This window comes from Paracoccus endophyticus, from assembly GCF_003286075.1.
Classification (GTDB): Bacteria; Pseudomonadota; Alphaproteobacteria; order Rhodobacterales; family Rhodobacteraceae; genus Paracoccus; species Paracoccus endophyticus.
In genome coordinates this window covers 224,747-249,576 of the sequence record NZ_QLUV01000003.1, presented here as the reverse complement: position 1 = coordinate 249,576, position 24,830 = coordinate 224,747, and the positions used below count along the sequence as shown (strand labels likewise).

Below are 24,830 nucleotides of genomic sequence, written 5' to 3'. Positions count from 1 at the left end.
CAAACGGGCGGCGGCGGGCCTGTCGCGGATGTCCGACCGCCACTGTCGCACGGCAACCATATGGCTGTCGCAGATCGCCTTGCCGCAACGCCGGTCGGCAGGCGATTGTCGGCCCTGCATCCCATAGCCCAAGGTCCGCGATGTCCGTCATGACGCCCGCTTCCGACGCGACCCCCCAGCACGGCGCGACCGCACGCCGGTCGGGCCGCTATTCCGTCTTTGCCATCGTGCGCCAGGCGATGGGCCTGCACGCCGGATGGGGCCGGGCCTGGGCCAGCCCCGAACCGCGCAGGCGCTATCAGGTCGTCGTGGTCGGCGCGGGCGGGCACGGGCTGGCGACCGCCTATTACCTGGGCAAGAACCACGGCATCACCGATGTCGCGGTCATCGAAAAGGGCTGGCTGGGCGGCGGCAACACCGGCCGCAACACGACCATCATCCGGTCCAACTATCTGCAGGACCCCTCGGCGGCGATCTATGACAAGTCGCTGAAGCTGTACGAGACCCTGTCGCAGGACCTGAACTACAACGTCATGTTCAGCCCGCGCGGGCTGATCATGCTGGCGCAGACCGAACACGAGATGCGCGGCTATCGCCGCACGGTCCACGCCAACCACCTGCAGGGCGTGGCGACGCGCTGGATCGACGCGCCCGAGCTGAAGCGGCTGGTGCCGATCATCAACATCGCGGGGCCCCGCTATCCGGTGCTGGGCGGGCTTTACCAGGAACGCGGCGGCACCGCGCGCCACGACGCGGTCGCCTGGGGCTATGCCCGCGCCTGTTCCGACATGGGCATGCACATCATCCAGAACTGCGAGGTGACCGGCATCGACACCGCCGGCGGCCGCGTCCGCGCGGTCGAGACCGGGCGCGGGCGGATCGAATGCGACAAGCTGGCGATCGTCGTCGCAGGCCACTCCAGCGCGCTTGCGGGCATGGCCGGGTTCCGGCTGCCGATCGAATCGGTCGCGCTGCAGGCGCTGGTCAGCGAGCCGATCAAGCCGTGCCTTGACGTGGTGGTGATGGCCAACACCGTTCACGGCTATCTGTCGCAGTCCGACAAGGGCGAGATGGTGATCGGCGGCGGCACCGACGGGTTCAACAACTATACCCAGCGCGGGTCCTGGCAGCACGTCGAGGAAACCGTCCGCGCCCTGATCGAGACGTTCCCGATGCTGTCGCGGCTGAAGATGCTGCGCCAATGGGGCGGCATCGTGGACATGACCGGCGACCGCTCGCCCATCCTGTCGGCGACGCCCGTGGGCAACATCTTCGTCAACTGCGGCTGGGGCACCGGCGGGTTCAAGGCGATCCCCGGATCGGGATGGGCCATGGCCGAGCTGGTCGCAAGGGGCACGCCCGGGCCGCTGGCCGCGGCCTTCGGAATGGACCGCTTTGCCGAGGGGCGGTTCATCGACGAAAGCGTCGCCGCGGGGGTCGCGCATTGACCGCGCTTGTCATTTGCCCCGGCGCACGTCATGCGTGCGCCATCCTTTCAAGCACGGAGTGTGTGACATGGCGACCAACAACGAATCCAGATCCAGCCGGTGGGTCCTTATCGCGGCAGTCATCGTCGCCGTCGCGGCGATCCTGTGGTATCTCAGCGCCGGCGACGACACCGTCACGACCAGCGCGCCGGCCGGCGACGCGACCGTCACGGTCGAGACGCCTGCCACGGGCACCGCGACCGCCCCTGCGGCCACGACCGACGCCCCTGCGGCCACGACCGACGCTCCTGCGGCTGGCGGCACCACGCCTGCCGGCACCACCACGACCACCACGAGCCCGACGAACTGATCCCGCAGTCGGCCGGGGCTGGTCCCCGGCCCCCTGCCGCGCGCCGCACCCGCTGCGGCGCGCCCTCTCGGGCGCAGGGCCGTCCGCTTCGGCGGCCTGCCATGATCCGGGAACCTGCGCACCCATTGGCCCGTTCAGCCTGCACCCTCAGCAGGAGTTCTTGCCATGCGTGATCCCCAACAGCGCGACGGGCGCACCGGCGCCGACACCGGGCGGCGCGAGATCGGCGTCTGGCCGCTGGTCATCGGCGCGGCCATCGTCATCGCGCTTGCCGTCTGGTTCTTCCTGGATGTCGGCGTGCAGGAGCCTGTGCCCCTGCCCGACAGTCCGGCGGCCCAGGGCGCGACCGGCGCAGCCTCTGGCGTCACCGGCGCCACGCCCGAGCCCGGCGCCCCCGTCGGCAGCACTGCCCCCGCGGACGCGCCTGCGGTCCAGCCGAACCCCGACCTGGCACCCGGCACCGGCGTCGACACGACGCGCGGGAACTGAGTCCGTCGCCACCCTGACCCGGCTGCGGCCGGCTGTCTTCACCTGCCTGCCCTGCGCGGATCCCGCGCGGGGCATTTCACGTTCCGCGGCCCCTCTGATCACAAGGACCGGCAGCCCATGCTGACCCTGACCTGCCCCTATTGCGGCGTCGCCGCCGAGGAAACCGAGCTGCACCCCGGCGGTGAATCGCATCTCAAGCGGTTCGGCCCCGGATCGTCGGACACCGACTTCGAGGCCTATCTGTTCGCGCGCAAGAACCCCAAGGGCGTGCATTTCGAACGCTGGCGGCATCTTTACGGATGCGGCAAGTGGTTCCTGGCCGCCCGCGACACCGCGACGCTGCAGGTGTTCGGCACCTACCGCGCCCAGACCCCCACGCCCCCCGCCGAGATCGTCGCCGCCATTCAGGCCGCCCGCCCCCATTGGCAGCCCGACTGGGACACCAGCCCGCCCCGGAACGCCGAGGGCGACAGCGCACCCGGGCTGGGCGACGACCCCGCCCCGAACCCCACGCCTGCACGGGACAGCTTTGCATGACCACCCAGTCCGCACCCTTCCGACTGCCCGCCGGCGGGCGCCTGATCGACCGCACCGCGCGCCGTGACTTTCGCTTCGACGGCCGGCAGATGTCCGGGCTGGCGGGCGACACGCTGGCATCGGCCCTGCTGGCGAACGGCCAGCTGATGATGGGCCGGTCGTTCAAGTACCACCGCCCGCGCGGCCCCGTCGCCTCGGGCGCGGAAGAGCCGAACGCGCTGCTGGGGCTTGGCCAGGGCGGCCGGTTCGAGCCGAACCAGCGTGCCACCACCACGCCGCTGGTCGCGGGCATGGTGACGACCAGCCAGAACGCCTGGCCCAGCCTTGATCGCGACATCGGCGCGGTGAACAACTGGCTGTGGCGCTTCTTTCCGGCCGGATTCTACTACAAGACGTTCATGTATCCGCGCGCCGCGTGGAAGCACGTGTTCGAGCCGGTGATCCGGCGCGCCGCGGGTCTTGGCCGCGCGCCGGAATTGCCCGATCCCGACCGCTATGAACAGGCCTATGACTTTGCCGATGTCGTCGTGGTCGGCGGCGGGATCGCAGGCCTTGCCGCGGCGGCCGAGGCGGCGGCAGGGGGCGGCAAGGTCGTGGTGCTGGAACAGACCGGCCACTGGGGCGGGCGCACGCCCGTCGATCACGCCGACGGGCAGGGGCGCGTCGATGCGGCGCTGGCGCAGTTGCGCGCGATGCCCAATGTCACGCTGCGCCGCAACACGATGGCCGTGGGGCTTTACGATCATGGCTATCTGCTGGCGCGCGAACATCTGGCCGACCACGACCCGAACGCCGGCCTGCCGCGCCAGCGGCTGTGGCGCATCCGCGCCGGCCGGGTCGTGACGGCCACCGGCGCGCTGGAACGCCCGCTGAGCTTTGCCGGAAACGATGTGCCCGGCGTGATGCTGGCCTCGGCGGTGCGGGACTATCTGGTCGATTACGGCGTGGCCGCGGGCCGCCGGGTGGCGGTCGTGACCAACAACGACGACGCCTATCGCACGGCGCTGGCGGCGCTGGACGCAGGGCTCGAGGTGCCGATCGTCATCGACGCCCGCCCGGTCGCCGACGGGCCGCTGGCGCAGGCGGTCCGCGCCCGGGGCGTGCGCATCGCCACCGGATCGGCCGTGGCCAAGGTGCTGGGCAGCAAGGCCGTGAACGGGCTGAAGCTGTGCGACCACGCGGGCCAGGGCGATCCGCTGGGCGTCGTCGATTGCGACGTGATCGCCATGTCCGGCGGCTGGTCGCCCGTCGTCCATCTGTGGAGCCATTGCGGCGGCAAGCTGATCTGGGACGAGGCGCGCGCCATGTTCGCCCCCGACCCGAACCGCCCGCCGACCGGCGCCGACGGGCAGGGCAACGTGACGGTCGCAGGCGCGGCCTCGGGCGATCTGGCGGTGTCGGGCCTGACCGGGGCCGTGGGCGAAAGCCCCATCCTGCCGGTCTGGGTGATGCCGCGGAACGCGACGCGCGCGGCGCGCTTCAAGATGTGGCTGGACTATCAGAACGATGTCAAGGTCAGCGACGTCGAGCTGGCCGGACGCGAGGGCTATGCCAGCGTCGAGCACGCCAAGCGCTATACCACGCTGGGCATGGCGACCGACCAGGGCAAGATCAGCAACATCAACGGTCTGGCGATCCTGTCGGATGCGCTGGGTCAGCCCATCCAGGCGACGGGCACGACGACCTTTCGCCCGCCCTATACGCCGCTGACCCTTGGCACGATCGCGGCCGAGGCGCGGGGGGATGTGTTCCAGCCGCTGCGCAAGACCCCCCTGCACGGCTGGCACGAACGCCACGGCGCGCATTGGGAACCCGTGGGCCTGTGGCGCAGGCCCTATTGCTATCCGCGCGGGACCGAGACCCCGCACGCGGCCGTGGCGCGCGAGATCCTGGCGGTGCGCGGCGGTGTGGGCACGCTGGACGCCTCGACCCTGGGGAAAATCCTTGTGAAGGGGCCGGATGCCGGTCGGTTCCTCGACATGATCTATACCGGGATGATGTCGTCGCTGCCGGTGGGCAAGTGCCGCTATGGTCTGGTCTGTTCGGAAAACGGCTTTCTCGTGGACGACGGTGTCGCCGCCCGCCTGTCCGAGGACAGCTGGCTGGTGCACACCACCACCGGCGGGGCCGACCGCATCCATGCCCACATGGAGGACTGGTTGCAGTGCGAATGGTGGGACTGGCGCGTCTATACCGCCAACCTGACCGAGCAGTACGCCCAGATCGCCGTGGTCGGCCCCAAGGCGCGCACGGTGCTGGAACGGCTGGGCGGCATGGACGTGTCGGCCGGGGCGCTGCCCTTCATGGGCTGGGCCGAGGGCCGGCTTGCCGGCATCCCGGTCCGCATCTATCGCATCAGCTTTTCGGGCGAGCTGTCCTTCGAGATCGCGGCACCCGCAGGCCGCGGGCTGGAGCTGTGGGAGGCGATCCACAAGACCGGGGCCGAGTTCGGCATCACCCCCTATGGCACCGAGGCGATGCACATCATGCGCGCCGAAAAGGGCTTCATCATGATCGGGGATGAAACCGACGGCACGGTGATCCCGCAGGACCTGGGCCTGTCCTGGGCCATCAGCAAGAAAAAGCCCGACTACATCGGCAAGCGCGCGCAGGAACGCAGCTTCATGGCCAGCCCCGACCGCTGGACGCTGGTGGGCCTGGAAAGCCTGGACGGCCGGGTGCTGCCCGACGGGGCCTATGCGGTCGCCGACGGCGTGAACCCGAACGGCCAGCGCAACACGCAGGGGCGCGTCACCTCGACCTATTTCTCGCCCACGCTGAACCGCCCGATCGCCATGGGGCTGGTCCATCGCGGCCCCGACCGCATGGGCGAGGAGCTTGAGTTCCCCGTTCCCGGCGGGGCCAGCCACCGCGCGCGGATCGTCGATCCCGTGTTTTTCGACAAGGAAGGGACCAAGGCCAATGTCTGACCCGCGCCTGCCCGACACGATCCTGATGACCCCCCTGGCCCAGGTGACCGAGGTCACGGGTCTTGGAATGGTGGCGATCCGCGCCGATCTGGCGCGCGCGGGCGATGCCATCGCCGACGCGGCGGGGCTGGCGATCCCCGCGCCCAACCGCTTTGTCACGGATGGCGGCCGCTGGCTGGGCTGGATGTCGCCCGACGAGCTGCTGCTGATCCTGCCCGCGGCCGAGGTCGCCCCGGCGGTCGCCGCCCTGACCGACGCCCTTGCGGGCGAGCACGCGCTGGTCGCCGATGTCAGCGACATGCGCTGCGTCTTCGACCTGTCGGGGCGCAAGCCCGCGCAGGCGCTGTCCAAGCTGTGCCCGGTGGACTTCGGGGCGCTGCCCGCCGACGGGCTGCGCCGGACGCGGGCCGCGCAGATCGCCTGCGCGGTCTGGCCGCAGGGGCAGGGGTGGCGGATCACCGCCTTTCGCTCTGTGACCGACTATCTGCGCGGCATCCTGACCGCCGCCGCGGCCCCCGGCACCGACCTCGAGCCGCGCTGAGCACGGCCGGGCGGGCGTCTCAGGCGTCCGCCCGCGCTGCCTGTTGCCGCCAGGTCGCGGCGGAATACAGCGCCAGCGCCGTCCAGATCATCGCAAAGGCCATGCCGTGCCAGATCGTGAACGGCTCGCCGAACAGCGCCACGGCGCACACCAGTTGCAGCGTCGGGTTCACGTATCCGATCAGTCCCACCGTCGCCAGGTTGGCGCGTTGCGCGCCCAACGCGAACAGCATCAGCGGCACCGCCGTCATCGGCCCCGACAGGACCAGCAGCGTCGTGACCCCCATGCCCTCGCCGACCCGGCCCAGGCCCGCCGCAGGCGGCAGCCAGCCCGCGTGCAGCGCCACCAGCCAGCCCAGCGCCAGCGGCGACAGCACGGCCACCTCGGCCGTGACCGACAGGACCGGGTCCAGGGGCAGGGCTTTCTTGACCACGCCATAGACCCCCATGCTGGCCGCCAGGATCAGGCTGATCCACGGCGCGGCCCCCAGGCCCCAGGTCAGCAGGCCAACGGCCAGCGCCGCAAGGATCACCGCCAGCCGCTGCTCGGGGTGAAGCCGCTCCTTGAAGACCACGATCCCCAGGACGACCGCCGTCAGCGGAAAGATGTAATAGCCCAGCGAGCTTTCCATCACGTGATCGTTCTGGACCGACCAGATGAACACCCCCCAGTTCAGCGAGATCATCAGCGCCGCCAGCACGATCCGTCCCAGGTGGCGCGAGGCGAGCGCGCGGGGCAGGGTGGCAAGCCGCCCCTGCGCCGCCAGCACCGCCCCGAACAGCACCAGCGACCAGATCGTGCGGTGGGCCAGGACCTCGGCCGCGGGCACGTCGGCCAGCGCGTGGTAGAAGATCGGCGAGACGCCCCACAGGGCATAGGTGCCCAGCAGCGGCCACACGCCGCCCATGCGTTTGCCCATGGCCCATCCCCTTTGCCGTCCGGGTGCGGATGTGCCGGTTGCGGCGGACGGGGGCAAGGGGCCGGCGCCGCCCGGCGCAGGATGCCGATGCGCCGCGGGGGCCGGGGCGATGACGGCGCGGCCGGTCGTCCGGCCGATCCGCAACCGCAACCGCAGGGCCACCCGCGCCGGGTCGCTGGTGCCCATGCCGAAGCCCTGCGCGAACGACAACGCCCGCCCCGAACCGGGACGGGCGCGTGAGGTGAAAGCGGGCGCCGCTTACATCCGCGAGGCGACGTTTTCCCAGTTCACCAGATTGTCCAGGAAGTTCTTGAGATAGTCCGGCCGCCGGTTGCGGAAGTCGATGTAATAGGAATGTTCCCACACGTCGCAGCCCAGCAGCGCCACCTGGCCCTTGCACAGCGGGTTCACGCCGTTCTCGGTCTTGGTGATCTCGAGCCCGCCCTGCGCGTTCCGCACCAGCCACGCCCAGCCAGAGCCGAACTGGCCGACGCCCGCCTCGGTGAACTTCTTCTTGAAGTCGTCGACCGAGCCGAAGCTGTCCTTGATCGCGGATTCCAGGTTGCCCGGCATGGCGGTGCGGGTCGGACCCATCATCTCCCAGAACTGGGCGTGGTTCCAGTGCTGGCTGGCGTTGTTGAAGATGGCGGACTGCGCCACCGCGCCGTCCTGGTAGGTGCCCTTGACGATCTCCTCAAGGCTGGCCCCCTCCCACTGGGTGCCGGCGATCAGCTCGTTCAGCTTGTCCACATAGGCCTTGTGGTGCTTGTCGTGGTGAAACTCCAGCGTTTCGGCCGACATGCCGGCCGAGGCCAGCGCGTCGTGGGAATAGGGCAGGTCGGGCAGGGTGAAAGCCATTTTGCGTGTCCTCGGCAAGGGATTGCGGGGGGCATATCAACACGGCCGGGCCGGCAAGGCCAGCCCGTCGGGGTCGGCAGGGAAACGCGGCGGCCGGGCGGCGGTTCCCGGCCGCCCGGCCGGGGCCACGGCGCGCGGCCCGCGCCATCCGCATTGGCAAGCGCCGCCGCCCGCGTATAGAAGGGCCACAGCCACAGGCAGGACGGACGATGACCAACCAGAACGACAGCTTCATCGACGAGGTCACCGAGGATCTGCGCCGCGACCGGCTTTTCCTGCTGATGCGCCGCTATGGCTGGATCGTCGTGCTGGCCATCGTGCTGGTGGTCGCCGCGACCGCCTGGCGCGAGTGGTCGCAGGCACGTGCCATGCAGCAGGCGCAGCAGTTCGGCGACAGCCTGCTGGCGGCCGAGGCGGCGGGTGCGGACCCTGCCGCGGATGCCGCCGCGCTGGCCGCGCTGCCGGCGGCGCAGCCGGGGCAGGCGGCGCTGCGCGACCTGCTGGCGGGCGGGGCCTGGGCGCAGGCGGGCGACGCCGCCAAGGCCGCCGCCGCCTATGACGCCGCGGCCGGCGCGCTGCCGCAGAATGTGGTGATGCGCGATCTGGCGCGGCTGAAATCCGTTCTGGCGCAGGGCTCGGCCATGGACCCCGCCGCGCGGGACGCGGCCCTGGCCGAACTGTCCGCGCCGGGCGCCCCGTTCGAGCTGATCGCGCTGGAGCTGAAGGCCATCGCGCTGGTCGGTGCCGGCCGCGACGAGGACGCTCTCAGCCTGATCCGCCAGATCCAGCAAAAGGACGGGGTGAGCCAGGCGATGCGCCGCCGCCTGTCCGAGCTGATGATCACGCTCGGGGTCGATCCCGAACCCGCCGCGGCCGCCGCAGTCCCCGACCCCGCGGCTGCGATGCCCGTCCTGAACTGAACCCCAGGGGGTCGCGCCCCGGCGCCACCCCGCGCCGTCCGCCGACCCTGACGTTTCCAGCCCGAGGCCATCCGATGTCGCGATCCACTGCCATCCGCCGATCCCCAGCGCTGCGCCTTGGCGCGCGCGGGCTGCTGCCGCTGGCGGTGCTGGTGGCGCTGTCCGCCTGCGCCGAGCGCGAACTGATCCTGCCCGGCACGCGGGTCGGCCCGCGCGACGTCGTCTCGCCCGAGGGGCCGGCGGTCGTCACCGGGGGCGGCGTCACCTCGACCGCGCTGTCGCTGCCCGCGCCGCGCTCGTTCGAATGGCCCCAGCGCGGCGGCAACGCGCAGCATCTGATCGGCCACGCGGCGCTGGGCGCAGGCACGCAGCGGATCTGGTCGGCGCCCATCGGCCAGCCGTCGGGCAAGCGCCATCGCATCACCGCCGATCCGGTGGTCGCGGGCGGTCGCGTCTTCACCCTCGACAGCCGGGCGCGCGTCACGGCGACGGCCCTGTCGGGCGGCACGGCCTGGACGGCGAACCTGACCCCGCCGGCCGAACAGGGCGACAGCGCCTCGGGCGGGGGTCTGGCCCACGACGGGGGCCGGGTGTTCGCGACGACCGGCTATGGCGAGCTGGTGGCGCTGGACGACGCGACCGGGGGCGTCGCCTGGCGCCAGCGGGTTGAGGCGCCCATCGGCGGCGCGCCCGCGGTTGCGAACGGCACCGTCTATGTCGCCGCCCGCAACGGTACGGGATGGGCGGTCCGCGCCAGCGACGGCAAGGTCCTGTGGACCGCGGCGGGCATCCCGGGCGCCTCTGGCGTGACGGGCGTCGCGGCGCCCGCCGCGGACGGCGACCTGGTGATCTTTCCCTTTGCGTCGGGCCAGCTGCTGGCCGTGGACGCCGCCACCGGCGAAACCCGCTGGAGCGCGCAGGTCGCGGGATCGCGCGTGGGCCGCGCGATCGCCTTCATCCGCGACCTGACCGGAGAGCCGGTGATCGCCGGCAACGTGGTGCTGGCGGGTTCGTCCTCGGGGCGGATCAGCGCCTTCGACCGCGCCACCGGGGCCGAGCTGTGGTCGGACCGCGAGGGCGCAAGCAGCCCCGTGCTGCTGGCCGGCGGGTCGGTGTTCGCCGTCAACGACCAGGCGCAGCTGGTCCGGCTGGACGCCGCCACGGGCGCGCGGATCTTTGCCATCGACCTGCCCTATTTCAAGACCGACCGCGTCCGCCGACAAGAGGCGGTCTTTGTCCATTACGGTCCGGTGCTGGCGGGGGGGCGGCTGTTCGTCGCCGCGTCGGACGGCCAGTTGCGCGCCTTTGACCCGCAGTCGGGCGCGCTGGTGGGGCAGGCCGCCATCCCCGGCGGGGCCGCAAGCGCCCCGGTGGTGTCGGGCGGCACCCTGTATGTCACCGGCCGCGACGGCCGCCTGCACGCGTACCGCTGATGACCTTCACCCTCGCCATCGTCGGGCGGCCCAACGTGGGCAAGTCCACCCTGTTCAACCGCCTTGTCGGCAAGCGGCTGGCGCTGGTCGACGACCAGCCGGGCGTGACGCGCGACCTGCGCGAAGGCGACGCCCGGCTGGGCGATTTGCGCTTTGTCGTCATCGACTCGGCCGGCCTGGAGATGGTCGAGGATGACAGCCTGCAGGGCCGGATGCGCCGCCTGACCGAGCGCGCCGTGGACGAGGCCGACATCTGCCTGTTCGTCATCGACGCCCGCGTCGGCGTGACGGCCGCGGACGAATATTTTGCCGACATCCTGCGCAAGCGCGCGCGCCATGTCGTGCTGGCCGCCAACAAGGCCGAGGGCCGCGTGGGCGAGGCCGGCGCGACCGAGGGCTGGGCGCTGGGCCTGGGCGAGCCGCTGCGGATTTCCGCAGAGCACGGCGAGGGGATGGAGGATCTGTACCGCGCGCTGCTGCCGCTGGCCGAGATCGTCGAATCCGACCGTCCGACCCCCATCGCGCCCCAGACCGACGTTGCCCTGACCGACGAGCAGTCCGAGTCCGGCGAGGGCGCCGAGGACTGGCGCCCAAGCGCGCAGCGCCCGCTGCAACTGGCGGTGATCGGGCGGCCGAACGCGGGCAAGTCGACCCTGATCAACAAGATCATCGGCGAGGACCGCCTGCTGACCGGCCCCGAGGCCGGGATCACCCGCGATTCGATCAGCGTTCAGGCCGATTTCATGGGCACGCCGATGCGGATCTTCGACACCGCGGGGATGCGCAAGAAGGCGCGGATCAACGACAAGGTCGAAAAGCTGTCCGTCGCCGACGGCCTGCGCGCCGTGCGCTTTGCCGAAGTGGTGGTCGTGCTGCTGGACGTGGGCATCCCGTTCGAGCAGCAGGACCTGCGCATCGCCGATTTCGCCGAAAGCGAGGGGCGGGCCGTGGTGGTCGCCGCGAACAAGTGGGACCTGGAGGACGACAAGCCCCACAAGCTGAACGAGCTGCGCGAGGCGTTCGAGCGGCTGTTGCCGCAGTTGAAGGGGGCGCCGCTGGTCACGGTGTCGGCGCGCACCGGCAAGGGGCTGGACCGGCTGCACAACGCGATCCTCAAGGCGCACGAGGTCTGGAACCGCCGCATCGGCACGGCGCGGCTGAACCAGTGGCTGACCGCGATGACCGAGGCCCATCCCCCGCCGGCGCCGGGCGGCCGGCGCATCCGCCTGCGCTACATGACGCAGGTCAAGACCCGCCCGCCGGCGTTCGTCGTGATGGCGACCCACGTGGACCAGATCCCGGAAAGCTATCGCCGCTATCTGGTCAACGGGCTGCGGGCCGATTTCGACATGCCGGGGACGCCGATCCGCATCACCTTTCGCGATCAGGGCGACAAGAACCCCTACAAGGACCGGTCCAACAAGCGCCAGACCGGCGCGCTGGCCAAGCACAAGGAGCGTCAGCGCCCCAAGGGCGCCTGAGCGGCAGCCGCGCCGACCGGGGCCGGGCCGGTCGCGCCCGCGGGGCCGCCGGTTCCAGTCAGGCGGTGGCCAGGCGGCGGAATTCGCGTTTGAGCAGGTCCACCTCGGCCCGCAGCAGTTCGATCTCGGCGCGAAGGTCCTCGTCCAGGGCCGCCCCCGCGATGACGGGCATCGCCCCCAGGCGGGTCGCGCCGGGCCGCGGTCCCTCGTCGCCCTCGCCGTCGTCGGCGATCAGCAGATAGGTCTGCGCGCCCTCTGCCATGGACCCCGCCGGCAACGCGGCCGCGATGCGGAAGCGTCCCTCGCCGTCCGGGATCACCTGCGCCTGGACCAGTGTGCGCCCGTGCAGGACCAGCGCGACCCGGCCCGGGCGGTCGGCGTCCGTCAGGACCCCTTCCCACACGCCGGATTTCAGGCCAAGCGAGGTGAAGTCGCCGCGCATCGGATGTCCTTTCAGATCTCGGCGCGCAGGTGGCGCGACAGGAACAGGTCGCGCAGCACCACCGCGTTCATCTGCGGCGCCTCGAAGATCAGGTCCAGCCAGATCTTGTGCAGCCGCTTCTCGTTCATTTCGACATAGTAGAGGTCGAACTCGATCACCGCATCCTGCGGGGGGCCGGGCGTCAGGTCGCCCATGTGACGCAACAGCTCGTCCGTGTTGGGACCGTGGCCCACGTTCAGCCGCGCATAGATGCTCATCGGGCGTTCCACGCTCAACCTGGGGGTCAGGCGGATGATGTGGCTGCGCGTCAGCCCGTCCAGCGCCGCCTGCGGCAGATCGATCGAGAGCGACAGGAAGCTGCCGGTGAACGCCATGGTTTCCAGTTGCAGGCCAAAGGGCGACAGGTCGTCGGCCTCGCGGTTGACCGACTGGCGCAGGATCAGCGCGCGATTGCGGCAATCGTGCCAGACGGCGGCCTCGCCCCCCAGCCGGGTGCCGTGGGCCGGCGCGGCATGGCCCGAGGGCGAGAGCGGGGCCGACAGGACCGTGGGCCGCCAGTGCCAGTCGGTGCCGGCAGGCAGCCCCGGCACGTCGGCGCCGATGCGCGTGCGGTCCATCTGCGCAAGGCTGCGGCCCAGGAATCGGTCCAGAGTCAGCCGCAGGGCGCGCGCCTCGTCGGACAGGGGGCGCAGGCGCGACGGCGGCAGATCGTCCCCGGACGCGGCCAGCGCCGCCCATTGCCGCGCCGCGCGGGCACGGGTCCGACGTCTGGCCCAGCCGCGCAGGTCCGCCGCCATCGCGCTGTCCTTATTGATCCATATAGACGTGGGTCTCGACCCGGGCGCCCGGATGGGTCACGGCGCCGTAGCGGGCCGATCCGACCAGCCGGGCGTATTTCCACAGCGCCCCGGCGTTGTAGTCGGTCTGCCGCGGCCCGGCCCATTCGGCCTTGCGCCGGGCCAGTTCCTCGTCGGTCAGGGCGACCGACAGCTCGCCCGTCAGCGCGTTCAGCGTGATCAGGTCGCCGTCGCGGATCAGCGCGATCGGGCCGCCATGCGCGGCCTCGGGGCCGACATGGCCCACGCAGAACCCGCGCGTCGCGCCCGAAAAGCGCCCGTCGGTGATCAGCGCGACCTTTTTCCCCATGCCCTGGCCCGACAGCGCCGCGGTGGTGGCCAGCATCTCGCGCATGCCCGGCCCGCCCGCGGGACCCTCGTTGCGGATCACGAAGACGCAGCCTTCGCGGTAGCGGCGGTTCTGGACGGCCTCGAAGGCGTCCTCCTCGCATTCGAAGACGAGCGCCGGGCCGGTGAAGACCTGATCGGCCTCGCTCATCCCCGCGACCTTGACGATCGCGCCCTCGGGGGCGAGGTTGCCCTTCAGGCCCACGACGCCGCCGGTCCTGGTGATCGGGGTTGCGACGGGGTGGATCACCTTGCCGTCCGGCTCGCCCGTGATGGTGTCCAGTTCCTCGCCCAGGGTGCGGCCGGACGCGGTCATGCAGTCCAGGTGCAGCAGGCCCTCTCTGGCCAGTTCCTTCAGCACGACGGGCACGCCCCCCACCTCGAACAGGTCCTTGGCGACGTATTCGCCGCCGGGCCGCAGGTTCACGAAATAGGGCGTGTCGTGGAAGATGTCGCACACGTCGAACAGGTCGAAGTCGATCCCCGCCTCGTGCGCGATGGCGGGCAGGTGAAGGCCCGCGTTGGTGGACCCGCCGGTGCAGGCGACCACGCGGGCCGCGTTTTCCAGGCTTTTGCGGGTGACGATGTCGCGGGCGCGGATGTTGCGGGCCAGCAGGTCCATGACCGCCGTGCCCGAGGCGTCGCAGAACTGGTCACGGCTTTCATAGGGCGCGGGCGCGCCGGACGAGTTCAGCAGCGCCAGCCCGATCGCCTCGGACACGCAGGCCATGGTGTTGGCGGTGTATTGCCCGCCGCAGGCCCCCGCCGACGGGCAGGCCAGCTTTTCCATGATCGCCAGTTCCTCGTCCGAGATCAGCCCGGCGGCGTGCTTGCCGGCCGCCTCGAACATGTCCTGGACCACGATGTCGCGACCCTTGTAGCGGCCCGGCAGGATCGAGCCGCCGTAGACGAAGACCGAGGGCACGTTCAGCCGCACCATCGCCATCATCATGCCCGGCAGCGACTTGTCGCACCCGGCCAGGCCGACCAGCGCGTCATAGCAATGCCCGCGCATGGTCAGTTCCACCGTGTCCGCGATGGCGTCGCGCGACGCGAGGCTGGACCGCATCCCCTCGTGCCCCATGGCGATGCCGTCGGTGACGGTGATGGTGGTGAATTCGCGCGGCGTGCCGCCGCCCTTCTTGACGCCGGCCTTGGCGGACTGCGCCTGACGGTTCAGGGCGATGTTGCAGGGCGCGGCCTCGTTCCAGCAGGTGGCGACGCCGACGATGGGCTGGTGGATCTCGTCCTCGCTGAGGCCCATGGCATAGAGATAGCTGCGATGCGCGGCGCGCGACGGCCCTTCGGTCACGTGACGGCTGGGCAGTCTCGACTTGTCAAAGCGCGCGTTCCGCATGGCGTTCCCCCTTGGCTTGCACGGGGAATAGTCCCGCCCGTGCAGGGGGGCAAGGGTGCGATCGCGCGCCCGCGCGCGGGGCGGCCGTCAAGGGGCCGCGGGCGCGGGCAAGTTCGCGCGTCAGCCGCCGAGGCCGCGCCGCGCGGCGGCCCCGACCGGACGGTGGCCGAGGCGACCCGCGTCGCGGGCAGGGGGGTGCGCGTCACAGCAGCGGCGCGGCCAGCGCCAGCAGGTTGTTGCGCAGCCGACGCCAGGGCGACCAGCGCTGGATCGCGCCCAGCCGCAGCGGGCGGGCGCGGGCGACATAGCTGGCCTGCCGCCGGTCCAGCTCGCCCACGGCGTCCGCGTCCAGGATCATCATGTTCATCTCGTAGTTCAGCTCGAAGCTGCGGCGGTCGAGGTTGGCCGACCCCACCATCGCCATGCAGCCATCCACCGTGATGATCTTGGCGTGCAGCAGCCCCGGCCCGAACAGCATCAGCCGGACCCCGGCCTGTGCAAGGCCCGCGAAGAACCCCTCGCTGGTCGCGCCGACCAGAAGGGAATCGTTGCGCGCCGGCAGGATCAGCGTCACCCGCACCCCGCGCAGCGCCGCGCCCCGGATCGCCGCGTCCAGCGCCGCGTCGGGGACGTAATAGGGGGTCGAGATCGTGACCGACCAGCGCGCGGCGTGGATCATCGTCGCCATGCAGTCGGCCAGCGAGCCGCGGCGCACATCGGGTCCGGTGGCGACCACCTGCGCGATCGCGGGCCCCGCAGCGTGCGGCGGATCGCGGGTCAGCATGGCGCCCAGATCCTCGCCGGTCGCGCTCATCCAGTCTTGCAGGAACACGCCCTGCATCTGGCGCACGACCGGCCCCCGGACCCGCAGCATGACGTCGATCCACGGCGCGAAGCGGGGCTTCACGGCAAAGGCCGTGCTGGCGCAGTTGCGGCTGCCGGTCATGCCCGTCGCGTCGTCGATCACCACGATCTTGCGGTGGTTGCGCAGATCGACGCGCTGGATCAGCGCCTGAACCAGGGGCAGGCGGATCGGTCCCGCGACGTGACACAGCACGCCCGCCGCCCGCATCGCGCCCCAGTGGGGCGAGCGGACCAGCCCGCGCGACCCCAGCGCATCGACCAGCACCCGAACCGTGACCCCGCGGGCTGCGGCGCGGGCGGCGGCACCGGCCACCCGGACCCCCGTCGCGTCGGGCAGCCAGATGTAGAACAGCAGATGCACGTGATCGACCGCCGCGTCGATGGCGGCGACCAGCTCGTCCATGGCGCTGTTGTCCTCGGGCAGCAGGTGGAACGCGTTGCCGCCCACGGGGACAAAGCCCCCCGCCGCGCGGTTGGCCGCAAGAACCGGCACGGCAAAGGACGGCGCATCGACAACCGGCGCGGGCCGGCGGTCGCGCAGCCCGCGCAGCCGGTCGCGGATGTCGGCGCGGCGCTGGCGCTCGCCGCGGCTCATGCGGATCTCGCCGAAATACAGATAGCCCAGGATGCCGATCACCGGCAGCGCCTCGATCATCAGGACCCAGGCCAGCCTGACCGACGGCTCCAGCCGCGGGCGCATCAGCACCCGGATGCCGAAGGCCAGCCCCAGCACGACATGAAGCCATACGCCGATCTGCGTCCACATGGGCGCATGTGGACAGGCCCGGCGGCCGATTGCAATCAGGCCCGCCCCGGCCTATCTGACCGTCGAGGCAGGAACAGCGGAAGGCCGCAGGATGAACTGGATCACCAACTATGTCCGGCCGCGCATCAATTCGCTGTTCTCGCGCCGCGAGGTGCCCGAGAACCTGTGGACCAAGTGCCCCGAATGCGGGACGATGCTGTTTCACCGCGAGCTGGCCGACAACCTGAACGTCTGCAGCAACTGCGACCATCACCTGCCGATCACGCCCCGCGCGCGCTTTACCGCGCTGTTCGACGGCGGCGTCTTCACCGAGGTCAAGGTGCCCGAGCCGGTGGTGGACCCGCTGGGCTTCAGGGACCAGAAGAAATACCCCGAGCGCCTGAAGGCCGCCCAGAAGGCGTCCGGCGAAAAGGATGCGATGCTGGTGGTCGAGGGCGAGATGGGCCGCACGCCCATCGTCGCCGCCGCCCAGAACTTCGACTTCATGGCCGGGTCGATGGGGATGTATGTCGGCAACGCCATCATCGCCGCGGCAAAGCGGGCGGTGGAGCTCAAGCGGCCGCTGGTGCTGTTTTCCGCCTCGGGCGGGGCGCGGATGCAGGAGGGCATCCTGTCGCTGATGCAGATGCCCCGCACCACCGTCGCCGTGCAGATGCTGCGCGAGGCGCGGCTGCCCTACATCGTCGTGCTGACCCATCCGACCACCGGGGGCGTGACGGCCAGCTATGCCATGCTGGGCGACGTCCAGATCGCAGAACCCAATGCCCTGATCTGCTTTGCCGGCCCCCGGGTGATCGAGCAGACGATCCGCGAAAAGCTGCCCGAGGGGTTCCAGCGCGCCGAGTACCTGCTGGAGCACGGGATGCTGGACCGCGTGACCCACCGCAAGAAGCTGCGCGAGGAGCTGGTGACCATCCTGCGGATGCTGATGCGCCAGTCGGCTCCGGTCGTGGCCGACTTGCCTGCGCCCGGCGTGATCCCGTCCGCGCTGCCGGATGCCGGACCCGACGCGGGCCCCCTGGCGGGCGATCAGCCGGCCGCCGCCCCCGACCGCCCCAAGGCCGCGTCCGCCGCTGCCCGGGCCTGACGTGTCGACGACCGACGCGAGCGACGCGATCCTGGATCGGCTGACCACGCTGCATCCCAAGATGATCGACCTGTCGCTGGACCGCATGGTCGCGCTGCTGGCCGATCTGGGCGATCCGCAGCGCGCGGTCCCGCCCGTCATCCACATCGCCGGGACGAACGGCAAGGGCTCGACCCAGGCGATGATCCGCGCGGGGCTGGAATCGGCGGGGCTGCGGGTCCATGCCTACACCTCGCCGCACCTGGCCCGGTTCAACGAACGCATCCGGCTGGCCGGCACGCTGATTTCCGACGCGATGCTGGCCGAGACGCTGGCCGAGGTCGAGGCGGTGAACGCCGGCCGGCCGATCACCTTCTTCGAGGTGACGACCGCGGCGGCTTTCCTCGCATTCGCCCGAACGCCCGCCGACTATACGCTGCTGGAGGTGGGCCTGGGCGGGCGGCTGGACGCGACCAACGTGATCGACCGGCCCCGGCTGTGCGCCATCACCCCGGTCAGCATCGACCACACCCAGTATCTGGGCGAGACGCTGCCCGAGATCGCGGGCGAAAAGGCCGGCATCCTGAAACGCGGCGTCCCCTGCGTCGTCGGCCCCCAGCAGGACGACGCGCTGGTCGTGATCGAGGCGCGGGCGGCGCGGCTGGGTTGCCGGTTGTCGGTGGCGGGCCAGCACTGGACCGCCGCGGCCGAGGACGGCGGGCTGGTCTTTCAGGACGAGCGCGGCCTGCTGGACCTGCCGCGCCCGGTGCTGCCCGGACCGCACCAGATCGACAACGCGGGCACCGCCCTTGCCTGCCTGCGCGAACTGGGCTTCGGCCAGGCCGAGGCCGCGGCGGCCGTCACCCGCGCCGAGTGGCCCGCGCGGATGCAGCGTCTGACGCGCGGGCCGCTGGCGCAGTCCGCCGCCGCCCAAGGCTGCGACCTGTGGCTGGACGGCGGCCACAACCCGGCCGGCGGCCGGGCGGTCGCCGCGACGCTGGCCGCCATGCCGCGCCGGCCCACGCATCTGGTCTGCGGGATGCTGAACACCAAGGATGTCGCCGGCTACATGCAGGCGCTGGCCCCGGTCGCCGCCAGCCTGACCGCCGTGCCGATCCCCGGCGAGGCCAACACGCTGCCGGCCGAGGTGACGCAGGCCGCCGCCGCCGCCGCCGGGATCGACGCCACCGCCGCGCCCGATGTGGGGGACGCGGTGGCGCGGCTTGCCGCGGCCCATCCCGGCGCACGGCTGTTGATCTGCGGCTCGCTCTACCTTGCCGGGCGGGTGCTGCGCGAGAACGGCTGATCCTTGCCGGCCGGCCCGGTTCGGCGCTGGCGCAGGGCTGGTGCGGCGCGGTAACTGTCGGCGACATCCCGGGATACGTGGATCATGGCCAGGACAACCGCGCTTTTTGAAACGCTGTTCACGGTCCTCGACCAGGGCTATTGCCTGTGCGAGATCATCCGCGACGCGGACGGCCGGGCGGTCGATTGCCGCGTTCTGGACACCAGCCCGCAGTTCGACACGATGACCGGGCTGGCGAACGCCACCGGCCGCACCGCGCGCGAGCTGATCCCGTGGCTGGAGGAGCACTGGTCCGCGACTCACAGCGCGGTCGCGGCGGGCGGGTCCGCCCGCTTTCAGGCCGGCTCCGACGCGCTGGGCCGCTGGTTCGACATCTTCGCCACGCCCATTTCGCCGGATGGCCACGTCGCCATGGTGTTTCGCGACATCACCGCCCAGCACAAGGCCGAGGTCGAGCGCGCCGAGGCGCTTGCGCGGGCCGAGCGGCTGCTGGTCGAGGTCAACCACCGCGTCATGAACACGCTGGCGATGATCGGCTCCATCGTCCGCATGGAGGCGCAGCGGCTGGACCCGGACGACGCCGCCAGCGCCTCGATCGGCCGTCTGCAGGCCAGGCTGGCGGCCGTGACCACGCTGTACCGGGCCCTCAGCCTGACGGCCGCGGTCGAGCGGGTGGAGGCCGCGCCCTATCTGTCGCGGGTGGTCACGTCGGTGGCCGATTCGATCGGGCGGCCGGGGCAGGTCGGGATCGAATGCCGGATCGCGCCCGTCATGCTGGCCACGGCACAGGCCGCGCCGCTGGGCCTGCTTGTCAACGAGCTGATGACCAATGCCCTGAAATACGCCTTTCCCGACGGGCGCAAGGGGCGGCTGACGGTGGCGCTAGACCGCCAGGCCGATGGACGGCTGTGCCTGTCGGTGGACGACGACGGGGTGGGCGTCGAGGCCGCGGCGCGTCCCGGCAGCGGCGGCGCGGAGGGCATCGGCAGCCTGCTGGTCGATGCGTTCGCCCGGCAGCTTGGCGGACAGATGCGGCGCGACAGCGGCACGGGCGGCACGAGCGTCAGCGTCCTGTGGGACCCGCGATGAACGGCACGCAAGGGTCAGGGCAGGGCGGCGGCACGATCCTGAAAAACCCGTTAACCATATGGTAAATATATAACAATTTATCGGTCCTATCGCTTTTCGATGGCAATCGGGGCACTCGCTGAGGCAGGTCCGGGGCGGCATGGTGCCGCCGCGACGCTGCGAGAGCGATCGAATGTTGCCGATTACCGCCCAAGTCTACATGACCCGCGTGGTCGACGGGATTGTCCAGTCGGACTCGGTCCCGACCACCATCACCGTCTCGGATGCCGACGCGGACGGCCTGATCTCTCCCAAGGAGTGGGCGGCGGCCACGGGCGGCGTGATCGGTCACAACGGCGGCGCCGACGACGCGTTGTGGCGGGGCGACAAGACGGGGAACTTCAGGACCGGGACGCTGTATGGCCGCACCTGCTATCAGGCGGGCGACGATGCGCGGCCGGCACTGCGCCCGCTCAAGCACAATTTCAGGCCTGTGGACCCCGGCGGGATGGCGATCTGCTTTGCGGCCGGCACGCTGATCGCCACGCCCGACGGCCCCCGCGCGGTCGAGACGATCCGCGCGGGCGACCTGGTGCTGACCCTGGATGCGGGCGCGCAGCCGGTGGTCTGGGCCGGGTCGCGCCACCTCGACGCCGAGGCGCTGGACAGGGCCCCGAACCTGCGCCCGATCCGCATCGCGGCGGGTGCGCTGAGCGACGGGCTGCCGCTGCGCGACCTGACCGTGTCGCCCCAGCACCGCATCCTGATGCGCCACATCGAGGGGGACGCGGGGCAGGGCGTGCTGGTCGCCGCCCGGCATCTGGCCGAATGCGCCCGGCCCGGGGCCGATGTGCTGACCGACGTGCGGGGGGTCACCTACTGCCATCTCGCGCTGGCGGGGCACGCCGTGCTGCTGGCCGAGGGCGCACCGGCCGAGTCGCTTTATACCGGCCCGCAGGCGCTGCGCGCCCTGTCCAGGGCGCAGCGACAGGACCTTGCGGCCGTGTTTCCGGCGCTGGCGCGGGGGGAAAACCCGATGACCCCGGCGCGCCCCTTCGCCCGGCGCAAGGACGTGCTGCGCGCCCGCCGTCTGTCGGCCTGATCAGCGACCCCAGGCCGCCCCGCGCATTTCGCGCAGGCGGCTTGCGGTGCGCTCGAACTCAAAGCTGCCCGCGCCCTCGATGTACAGGCGTTCCGGCTCGTCCGCGGCCGACGCGATCAGGCGCACCCGCGCCTCGTAAAGCGTGTCCACCAGAACGACAAAGCGCTTTGCCGCGTCATAGTTCTGCGATCCCAGCCGCGGAATGCCGTCCAGCATCAGCACGTCCAGCGCCTGCGCCAGCGCCAGATAATCGGCCGGACCCAGAGGCTTGCCGCACAGGTCCCAGAATCCGGCGCGCGCCACCCGATCGCAATGCGCGGGCAGCTCGACGATCCGTCCCTTGACCTCCAGCCGCAGGGGCTGGGGTTCGGCGCAGTCGGTCAGTTCGGCCCACAGCGCATCGATGCCCGCGCGTGCGATGGGGTCGGCGGGCACGAACCAGACCTGCCCCCCGGCCAGGCGGTCCTGGCGGTGGTCGGTGGCGCTGTCGAGCTGGACGACCTCCATCCGGTCCCGGATCAGCGCGATGAACGGCAGGAACAGCTGCCGGTTCAGCCCATGATTGTAAAGATCCTCGGGCACCCGGTTCGAGGTGGTGACGACCGTCACCCCCTTGTCGAACAGGATCTGGAACAGCCGGCCCACGATCATCGCGTCGGCAATGTCGGTGACCTGCATCTCGTCAAAGCAAAGCAGCCGGGTGGCCTCGGCGATGCCCTCGGCCACGGGGCGCACGGCGTCGGCCTGCCCGGACTGGCGGGCCAGGGTCAGCCCGGCCTGCACCTCTTGCATGAAGGCGTGGAAATGGACGCGGCGCTTGGCGGCGATCGGCGCGGCCTCGGTCACCAGATCCATCAGCATGGACTTGCCCCGCCCGACGCCACCCCACAGATACAGGCCCCGCGGGCCGGGGCTGTCGGGCGCGGCCGTGCCGCCGCCCAGGATGCGGCCCAGCCAGCCGACCGCCGGGCCAGGGGACGCGGGCGCGGCCAGGTCCGCGACCAGTCGGTCCAGTGCGGGCAGGATGGCGCGCTGCGCGGGGTCGGGGCTGAGCTGGCCGGCCGCGACCCGCGCCTCGTAGAGGGCGGTGACGGGGCCGGGGCTTGCGTCTGGGCGGCTGTCCATGCGCGGACGGGTGCCAAAGAACCCCGCCTGCCGCAAGCCCGTTCTGCCCCGCTCAGTCCAGCGAGGCGAGCACCCCCGCCGCGCCGGCCACGGGGTCCAGCGTGCCGGCGGCGACCTGCGCGCCCAGGTCGGACAGCCGGGCGGCGATGTCGGGGCGCGACAGGCGGGCCAGCAGCCCGGCGCGGACCTCGGACAGGAACCACCGCTCGGCCTGCTCGGCGCGGCGGCGGTCCAGATGACCGTGCGCGCGGCGCCATTCGGCCAGGGCGCGCATCTCGTCCCAGGCCAGGGCCAGGCCGTCGCCCTCGGTGGCGGACACCGGCATCGCCTTGGGAAATCCGTCGGAGTCCTGCGGGCGGCGGCGCAGCAGGCGCAGCGCGCCCGCATAGTCGGCGACCGTCCGCAGCGCCGCCGGGCGCAGGTCGCCGTCGGCCTTGTTGACCAGGATCAGGTCGGCCATTTCCATGATGCCGCGCTTGACCCCCTGCAATTCGTCGCCGCCCGCCGGGGCCAGCAGCAGGACGAACAGGTCTGTCATGTCGGCGACCAGCGTTTCCGACTGCCCGACGCCCACCGTCTCGACCAGCACCACGTCGAAGCCCGCCGCTTCGGCCAGCCGGATCGTCTCGCGCGTGCGCCGCGCGACGCCGCCCAGTTCGGCGCGCGACGGAGAGGGGCGGATGAAGGCGTTGGGGTCGCGGCTCAGCCGTTCCATGCGGGTCTTGTCGCCCAGGATGGACCCGCCCGACCGCGCCGACGAGGGATCGACCGCAAGCACGGCGACCCGCAGCCCCTGGCCGGTCAGCATCAGGCCGAAGGCCTCGATGAACGTCGACTTGCCCACCCCCGGCGTGCCCGACAGCCCGATCCGCAGCGCCTGGCGCCGCGGCAGCGCGGCCAGCAGCGCCACCGCCCGCGCGCGGTGGTCGGCCCGGGTGCTTTCGACCAGCGTGATCGCCCGGGCCAGCGCGCGACGGTCGCCTGCGGCCAGCCGGCGGGCCAAGGTCTGGGTTTCGTCGTCCACGGCGCCCGTCCTGTCGGTTCCTGCCGGCCTGTCGTAAGACGCGGGCCGGCGATTGCCAAGCCGGGCCGGGCGGCCGGTCCGGGCGATTCGGGCTTGACGCGAGGGGCGCGGCCTCCTAATCCCGCGCAACGGATTTCCGGGCGCTGCCTTGGCACGCGCCCTTTCATTTTCCGGCCCGGACCCGCACCGGCTGCCGGGCGCTGCAAACGAAGGAAGCAAGATCATGTCGCGCGTCTGCGAACTGACCGGCAAGGGGCCGATGACCGGCAACAACGTGTCCCACGCCAACAACAAGACCCGCCGGCGTTTCCTGCCGAACCTGAACGATGTCACGCTGATGTCGGACAAGCTGGGCCAGTCCTATTCGCTGCGTATCTCAGCCGCGGCGCTGCGGTCGGTGGACCATCGCGGCGGGCTGGATTCGTTCCTGGTCAAGGCCAAGGACGACGAGCTGTCCGTCCGCGCGCTGAAGATCAAGCGCGAGCTGTCCAAGGCCTGATCCGCCGATCGGCTTCATCCTCGGCCCCGCCCTTGCCGGCGGGGTCTTTGGCGTTTGCGGGACGGCGGGCCGGCCAGCGGCGGTTTGCAAGGGGGCTTCGGGCGCGCTAGTCCTGTCCGGGATGGGACGCGCGCTGCATCTTTCGCTGATTCTGCTGCTGGTCGTCACCGGCCTGTCGCTGGGCGCCGCGCGCGGTCAGGCGCGGGTGGCCGGACAGGTCGTGCTCTGCGCGGGCGGCGCGGTGACGGTGCAGGTCGTCGATGCCAATGGGCACCCGGTCCAGCGCGCCATGATCTGTCCCGACATGGCGCTGTCGCTGCTCTCCGCGGTCGCGCTGCCGCCGCCGCAGGTCGTGCCGCCGCAGGGCGGGGCACGGCGGGCGGACGTCGCGGCCCGGGTGGAACGGACGGGGTCGGGGCTGCGGCCCCGGCAGGGGCGGGGACCGCCAGCGCAGGCCTGAGCCGCCACGCACGTTCCCCCTTATCGAAAGCGACCGACATGAACATGATTCTCAGCACCGCCGCGCTGGCGGCCCTTCTGCCCCTTTCGGCGCTGGCCTGCGCCGCCCATGACGCGGCCACCACGGCCCGCGGACCCGAGGTCCTGACCTTGGCCGCGGCCACCACCCCCGCCGCGGCCACCACCCCCGCGGCCGTCGCGGCCCCGGCGCCCGCGGCGTCGGTCGTCACCGTGTCCGATGCCCATGCGCGTTCGGCCAACCCCCGCACCGGGGCGGCCTTCATGACCCTGACGAACAGCGGCGCGACCGCCTGCACGCTGACCGGCGTCACCTCGGACGTGGCCGACTTGGTCGAACTGCACACCCACAAGGACGACGGCGGGGTGATGAAGATGATGAAGATCGATAGCCTGACGGTGCCCGCAAACGGGACCCATACGCTGGCCCGCGGTGGCGACCACGTGATGTTCCTGGGCCTGCGGCGCCCCCTGGCCGATGGCGACAGCGTCGAGATGGTGCTGGATCTGGGGAACTGCGGCCAGGTTCCGGTCACGGTTCCCGTGGATAACGGGGCCGGCGCCGGTGCCGCGCCGGGGATGGGGGCCGCGCCCGCCATGGGGCATGGGCACGGCATGATGCACGGCCGGCCTGCGAACTGACGG

At 71.6% G+C, this 24,830-nt stretch carries 24 protein-coding genes; 16 read left to right on the top strand and 8 right to left on the bottom strand.

Features of this window, described 5'->3' with window-relative positions; translation table 11 throughout:
- Window positions 1-149: 149 nt before the first annotated feature.
- The 6 genes from DPQ23_RS06165 (at window position 150) to DPQ23_RS06140 (ending at window position 6,294) form a co-directional block, all read left to right on the top strand.
- Entirely contained in the window at window positions 150-1,448 is a 1,299-nt protein-coding gene (locus DPQ23_RS06165) for a sarcosine oxidase subunit beta family protein (RefSeq protein WP_112873856.1), read from the top strand.
- A 67-nt stretch (window positions 1,449-1,515) separates the two neighbouring features.
- The gene (locus DPQ23_RS06160; protein WP_112873818.1) at window positions 1,516-1,797 is read left to right on the top strand and encodes a hypothetical protein; all 282 of its coding nucleotides are present in this window, start codon (window positions 1,516-1,518) and stop codon (window positions 1,795-1,797) included.
- Between the two features lie 165 nt (window positions 1,798-1,962).
- Window positions 1,963-2,286: a hypothetical protein gene (locus DPQ23_RS06155; RefSeq protein ID WP_112873817.1), complete on the top strand. Its 324-nt coding sequence runs from the start codon at window positions 1,963-1,965 to the stop codon at window positions 2,284-2,286.
- A 117-nt stretch (window positions 2,287-2,403) separates the two neighbouring features.
- Window positions 2,404-2,823, top strand: a complete 420-nt coding sequence (locus tag DPQ23_RS06150; RefSeq protein WP_112873816.1) for a sarcosine oxidase subunit delta — start codon at window positions 2,404-2,406, stop codon at window positions 2,821-2,823.
- Window positions 2,820-5,753, top strand: coding sequence for a sarcosine oxidase subunit alpha family protein (locus tag DPQ23_RS06145; protein ID WP_112873815.1), 2,934 nt, complete (start codon window positions 2,820-2,822; stop codon window positions 5,751-5,753). Before DPQ23_RS06150 ends, DPQ23_RS06145 begins: the two co-directional genes overlap by 4 nt.
- Window positions 5,746-6,294 carry a sarcosine oxidase subunit gamma gene (locus tag DPQ23_RS06140; RefSeq protein WP_240602478.1) on the top strand — a complete coding sequence of 183 codons (549 nt, stop codon included), beginning with the start codon at window positions 5,746-5,748 and terminating at the stop codon, window positions 6,292-6,294. The genes DPQ23_RS06145 and DPQ23_RS06140 overlap by 8 nt, the downstream gene beginning before the upstream one ends.
- A 19-nt stretch (window positions 6,295-6,313) precedes the next feature.
- Here the strand turns inward: DPQ23_RS06140 and rarD are convergent, their stop codons facing one another.
- On the bottom strand, window positions 6,314-7,213 hold the full coding sequence (rarD, locus tag DPQ23_RS06135) for an EamA family transporter RarD (RefSeq protein ID WP_112873814.1): 900 nt from the start codon (window positions 7,211-7,213) through the stop codon (window positions 6,314-6,316).
- Window positions 7,214-7,471: 258 nt separating this feature from the next.
- Window positions 7,472-8,071 (bottom strand): superoxide dismutase, encoded by a 600-nt coding sequence (locus DPQ23_RS06130; RefSeq protein ID WP_112873813.1) that lies wholly within the window; start codon window positions 8,069-8,071, stop codon window positions 7,472-7,474.
- 209 nt (window positions 8,072-8,280) lie between these two features.
- Between DPQ23_RS06130 and DPQ23_RS06125 the strand changes: the two genes are divergently transcribed.
- From DPQ23_RS06125 to der, 3 genes are all read left to right on the top strand, one after another.
- Window positions 8,281-8,991, top strand: a complete 711-nt coding sequence (locus DPQ23_RS06125) for a tetratricopeptide repeat protein (protein WP_112873812.1) — start codon at window positions 8,281-8,283, stop codon at window positions 8,989-8,991.
- A gap of 74 nt (window positions 8,992-9,065) precedes the next feature.
- Entirely contained in the window at window positions 9,066-10,424 is a 1,359-nt protein-coding gene (locus tag DPQ23_RS06120; RefSeq protein ID WP_112873811.1) for a PQQ-like beta-propeller repeat protein, read from the top strand.
- Window positions 10,424-11,905 carry a ribosome biogenesis GTPase Der gene (gene der / locus DPQ23_RS06115; protein WP_112873810.1) on the top strand — a complete coding sequence of 494 codons (1,482 nt, stop codon included), beginning with the start codon at window positions 10,424-10,426 and terminating at the stop codon, window positions 11,903-11,905. The genes DPQ23_RS06120 and der overlap by 1 nt, the downstream gene beginning before the upstream one ends.
- 58 nt (window positions 11,906-11,963) lie before the next feature.
- Here the strand turns inward: der and DPQ23_RS06110 are convergent, their stop codons facing one another.
- From DPQ23_RS06110 to cls, 4 genes are all read right to left on the bottom strand, one after another.
- The gene (locus tag DPQ23_RS06110; RefSeq protein WP_112873809.1) at window positions 11,964-12,347 is read right to left on the bottom strand and encodes a hypothetical protein; all 384 of its coding nucleotides are present in this window, start codon (window positions 12,345-12,347) and stop codon (window positions 11,964-11,966) included.
- Between the two features lie 11 nt (window positions 12,348-12,358).
- Window positions 12,359-13,144: a DUF6478 family protein gene (locus DPQ23_RS06105; RefSeq protein WP_112873808.1), complete on the bottom strand. Its 786-nt coding sequence runs from the start codon at window positions 13,142-13,144 to the stop codon at window positions 12,359-12,361.
- Window positions 13,145-13,154: 10 nt separating this feature from the next.
- Window positions 13,155-14,888 carry a dihydroxy-acid dehydratase gene (ilvD, locus tag DPQ23_RS06100; protein WP_112873807.1) on the bottom strand — a complete coding sequence of 578 codons (1,734 nt, stop codon included), beginning with the start codon at window positions 14,886-14,888 and terminating at the stop codon, window positions 13,155-13,157.
- A 202-nt stretch (window positions 14,889-15,090) separates the two neighbouring features.
- On the bottom strand, window positions 15,091-16,518 hold the full coding sequence (gene cls, locus DPQ23_RS06095) for a cardiolipin synthase (RefSeq protein WP_112873806.1): 1,428 nt from the start codon (window positions 16,516-16,518) through the stop codon (window positions 15,091-15,093).
- Between the two features lie 91 nt (window positions 16,519-16,609).
- On the opposite strand from cls, the gene accD reads away from it, so the two are divergent.
- From accD to DPQ23_RS06075, 4 genes are all read left to right on the top strand, one after another.
- Entirely contained in the window at window positions 16,610-17,605 is a 996-nt protein-coding gene (accD, locus tag DPQ23_RS06090; RefSeq protein WP_112873805.1) for an acetyl-CoA carboxylase, carboxyltransferase subunit beta, read from the top strand.
- Between the two features lie 61 nt (window positions 17,606-17,666).
- The gene (locus tag DPQ23_RS06085; protein ID WP_240602527.1) at window positions 17,667-18,890 is read left to right on the top strand and encodes a bifunctional folylpolyglutamate synthase/dihydrofolate synthase; all 1,224 of its coding nucleotides are present in this window, start codon (window positions 17,667-17,669) and stop codon (window positions 18,888-18,890) included.
- A gap of 84 nt (window positions 18,891-18,974) precedes the next feature.
- Entirely contained in the window at window positions 18,975-19,979 is a 1,005-nt protein-coding gene (locus DPQ23_RS06080) for a sensor histidine kinase (RefSeq protein ID WP_112873803.1), read from the top strand.
- A gap of 172 nt (window positions 19,980-20,151) precedes the next feature.
- Window positions 20,152-21,060 carry a Hint domain-containing protein gene (locus DPQ23_RS06075; RefSeq protein WP_162630651.1) on the top strand — a complete coding sequence of 303 codons (909 nt, stop codon included), beginning with the start codon at window positions 20,152-20,154 and terminating at the stop codon, window positions 21,058-21,060.
- Here the strand turns inward: DPQ23_RS06075 and zapE are convergent, their stop codons facing one another.
- A complete protein-coding gene (gene zapE / locus DPQ23_RS06070; RefSeq protein WP_112873801.1) occupies window positions 21,061-22,185 on the bottom strand; it encodes a cell division protein ZapE in 1,125 nt (374 codons plus the stop codon).
- 52 nt (window positions 22,186-22,237) lie between these two features.
- Window positions 22,238-23,209 (bottom strand): methylmalonyl Co-A mutase-associated GTPase MeaB, encoded by a 972-nt coding sequence (gene meaB / locus DPQ23_RS06065; RefSeq protein WP_170310762.1) that lies wholly within the window; start codon window positions 23,207-23,209, stop codon window positions 22,238-22,240.
- Window positions 23,210-23,432: 223 nt separating this feature from the next.
- Here meaB and rpmB point away from each other — a divergent pair, with 223 nt between their 5' ends.
- From rpmB to DPQ23_RS06050, 3 genes are all read left to right on the top strand, one after another.
- Window positions 23,433-23,708: a 50S ribosomal protein L28 gene (gene rpmB, locus DPQ23_RS06060; protein WP_112873800.1), complete on the top strand. Its 276-nt coding sequence runs from the start codon at window positions 23,433-23,435 to the stop codon at window positions 23,706-23,708.
- A 121-nt stretch (window positions 23,709-23,829) separates the two neighbouring features.
- The gene (locus DPQ23_RS06055; protein ID WP_112873799.1) at window positions 23,830-24,168 is read left to right on the top strand and encodes a hypothetical protein; all 339 of its coding nucleotides are present in this window, start codon (window positions 23,830-23,832) and stop codon (window positions 24,166-24,168) included.
- Between the two features lie 38 nt (window positions 24,169-24,206).
- Window positions 24,207-24,827, top strand: a complete 621-nt coding sequence (locus tag DPQ23_RS06050; protein ID WP_240602476.1) for a copper chaperone PCu(A)C — start codon at window positions 24,207-24,209, stop codon at window positions 24,825-24,827.
- Window positions 24,828-24,830 lie beyond the last annotated feature (3 nt).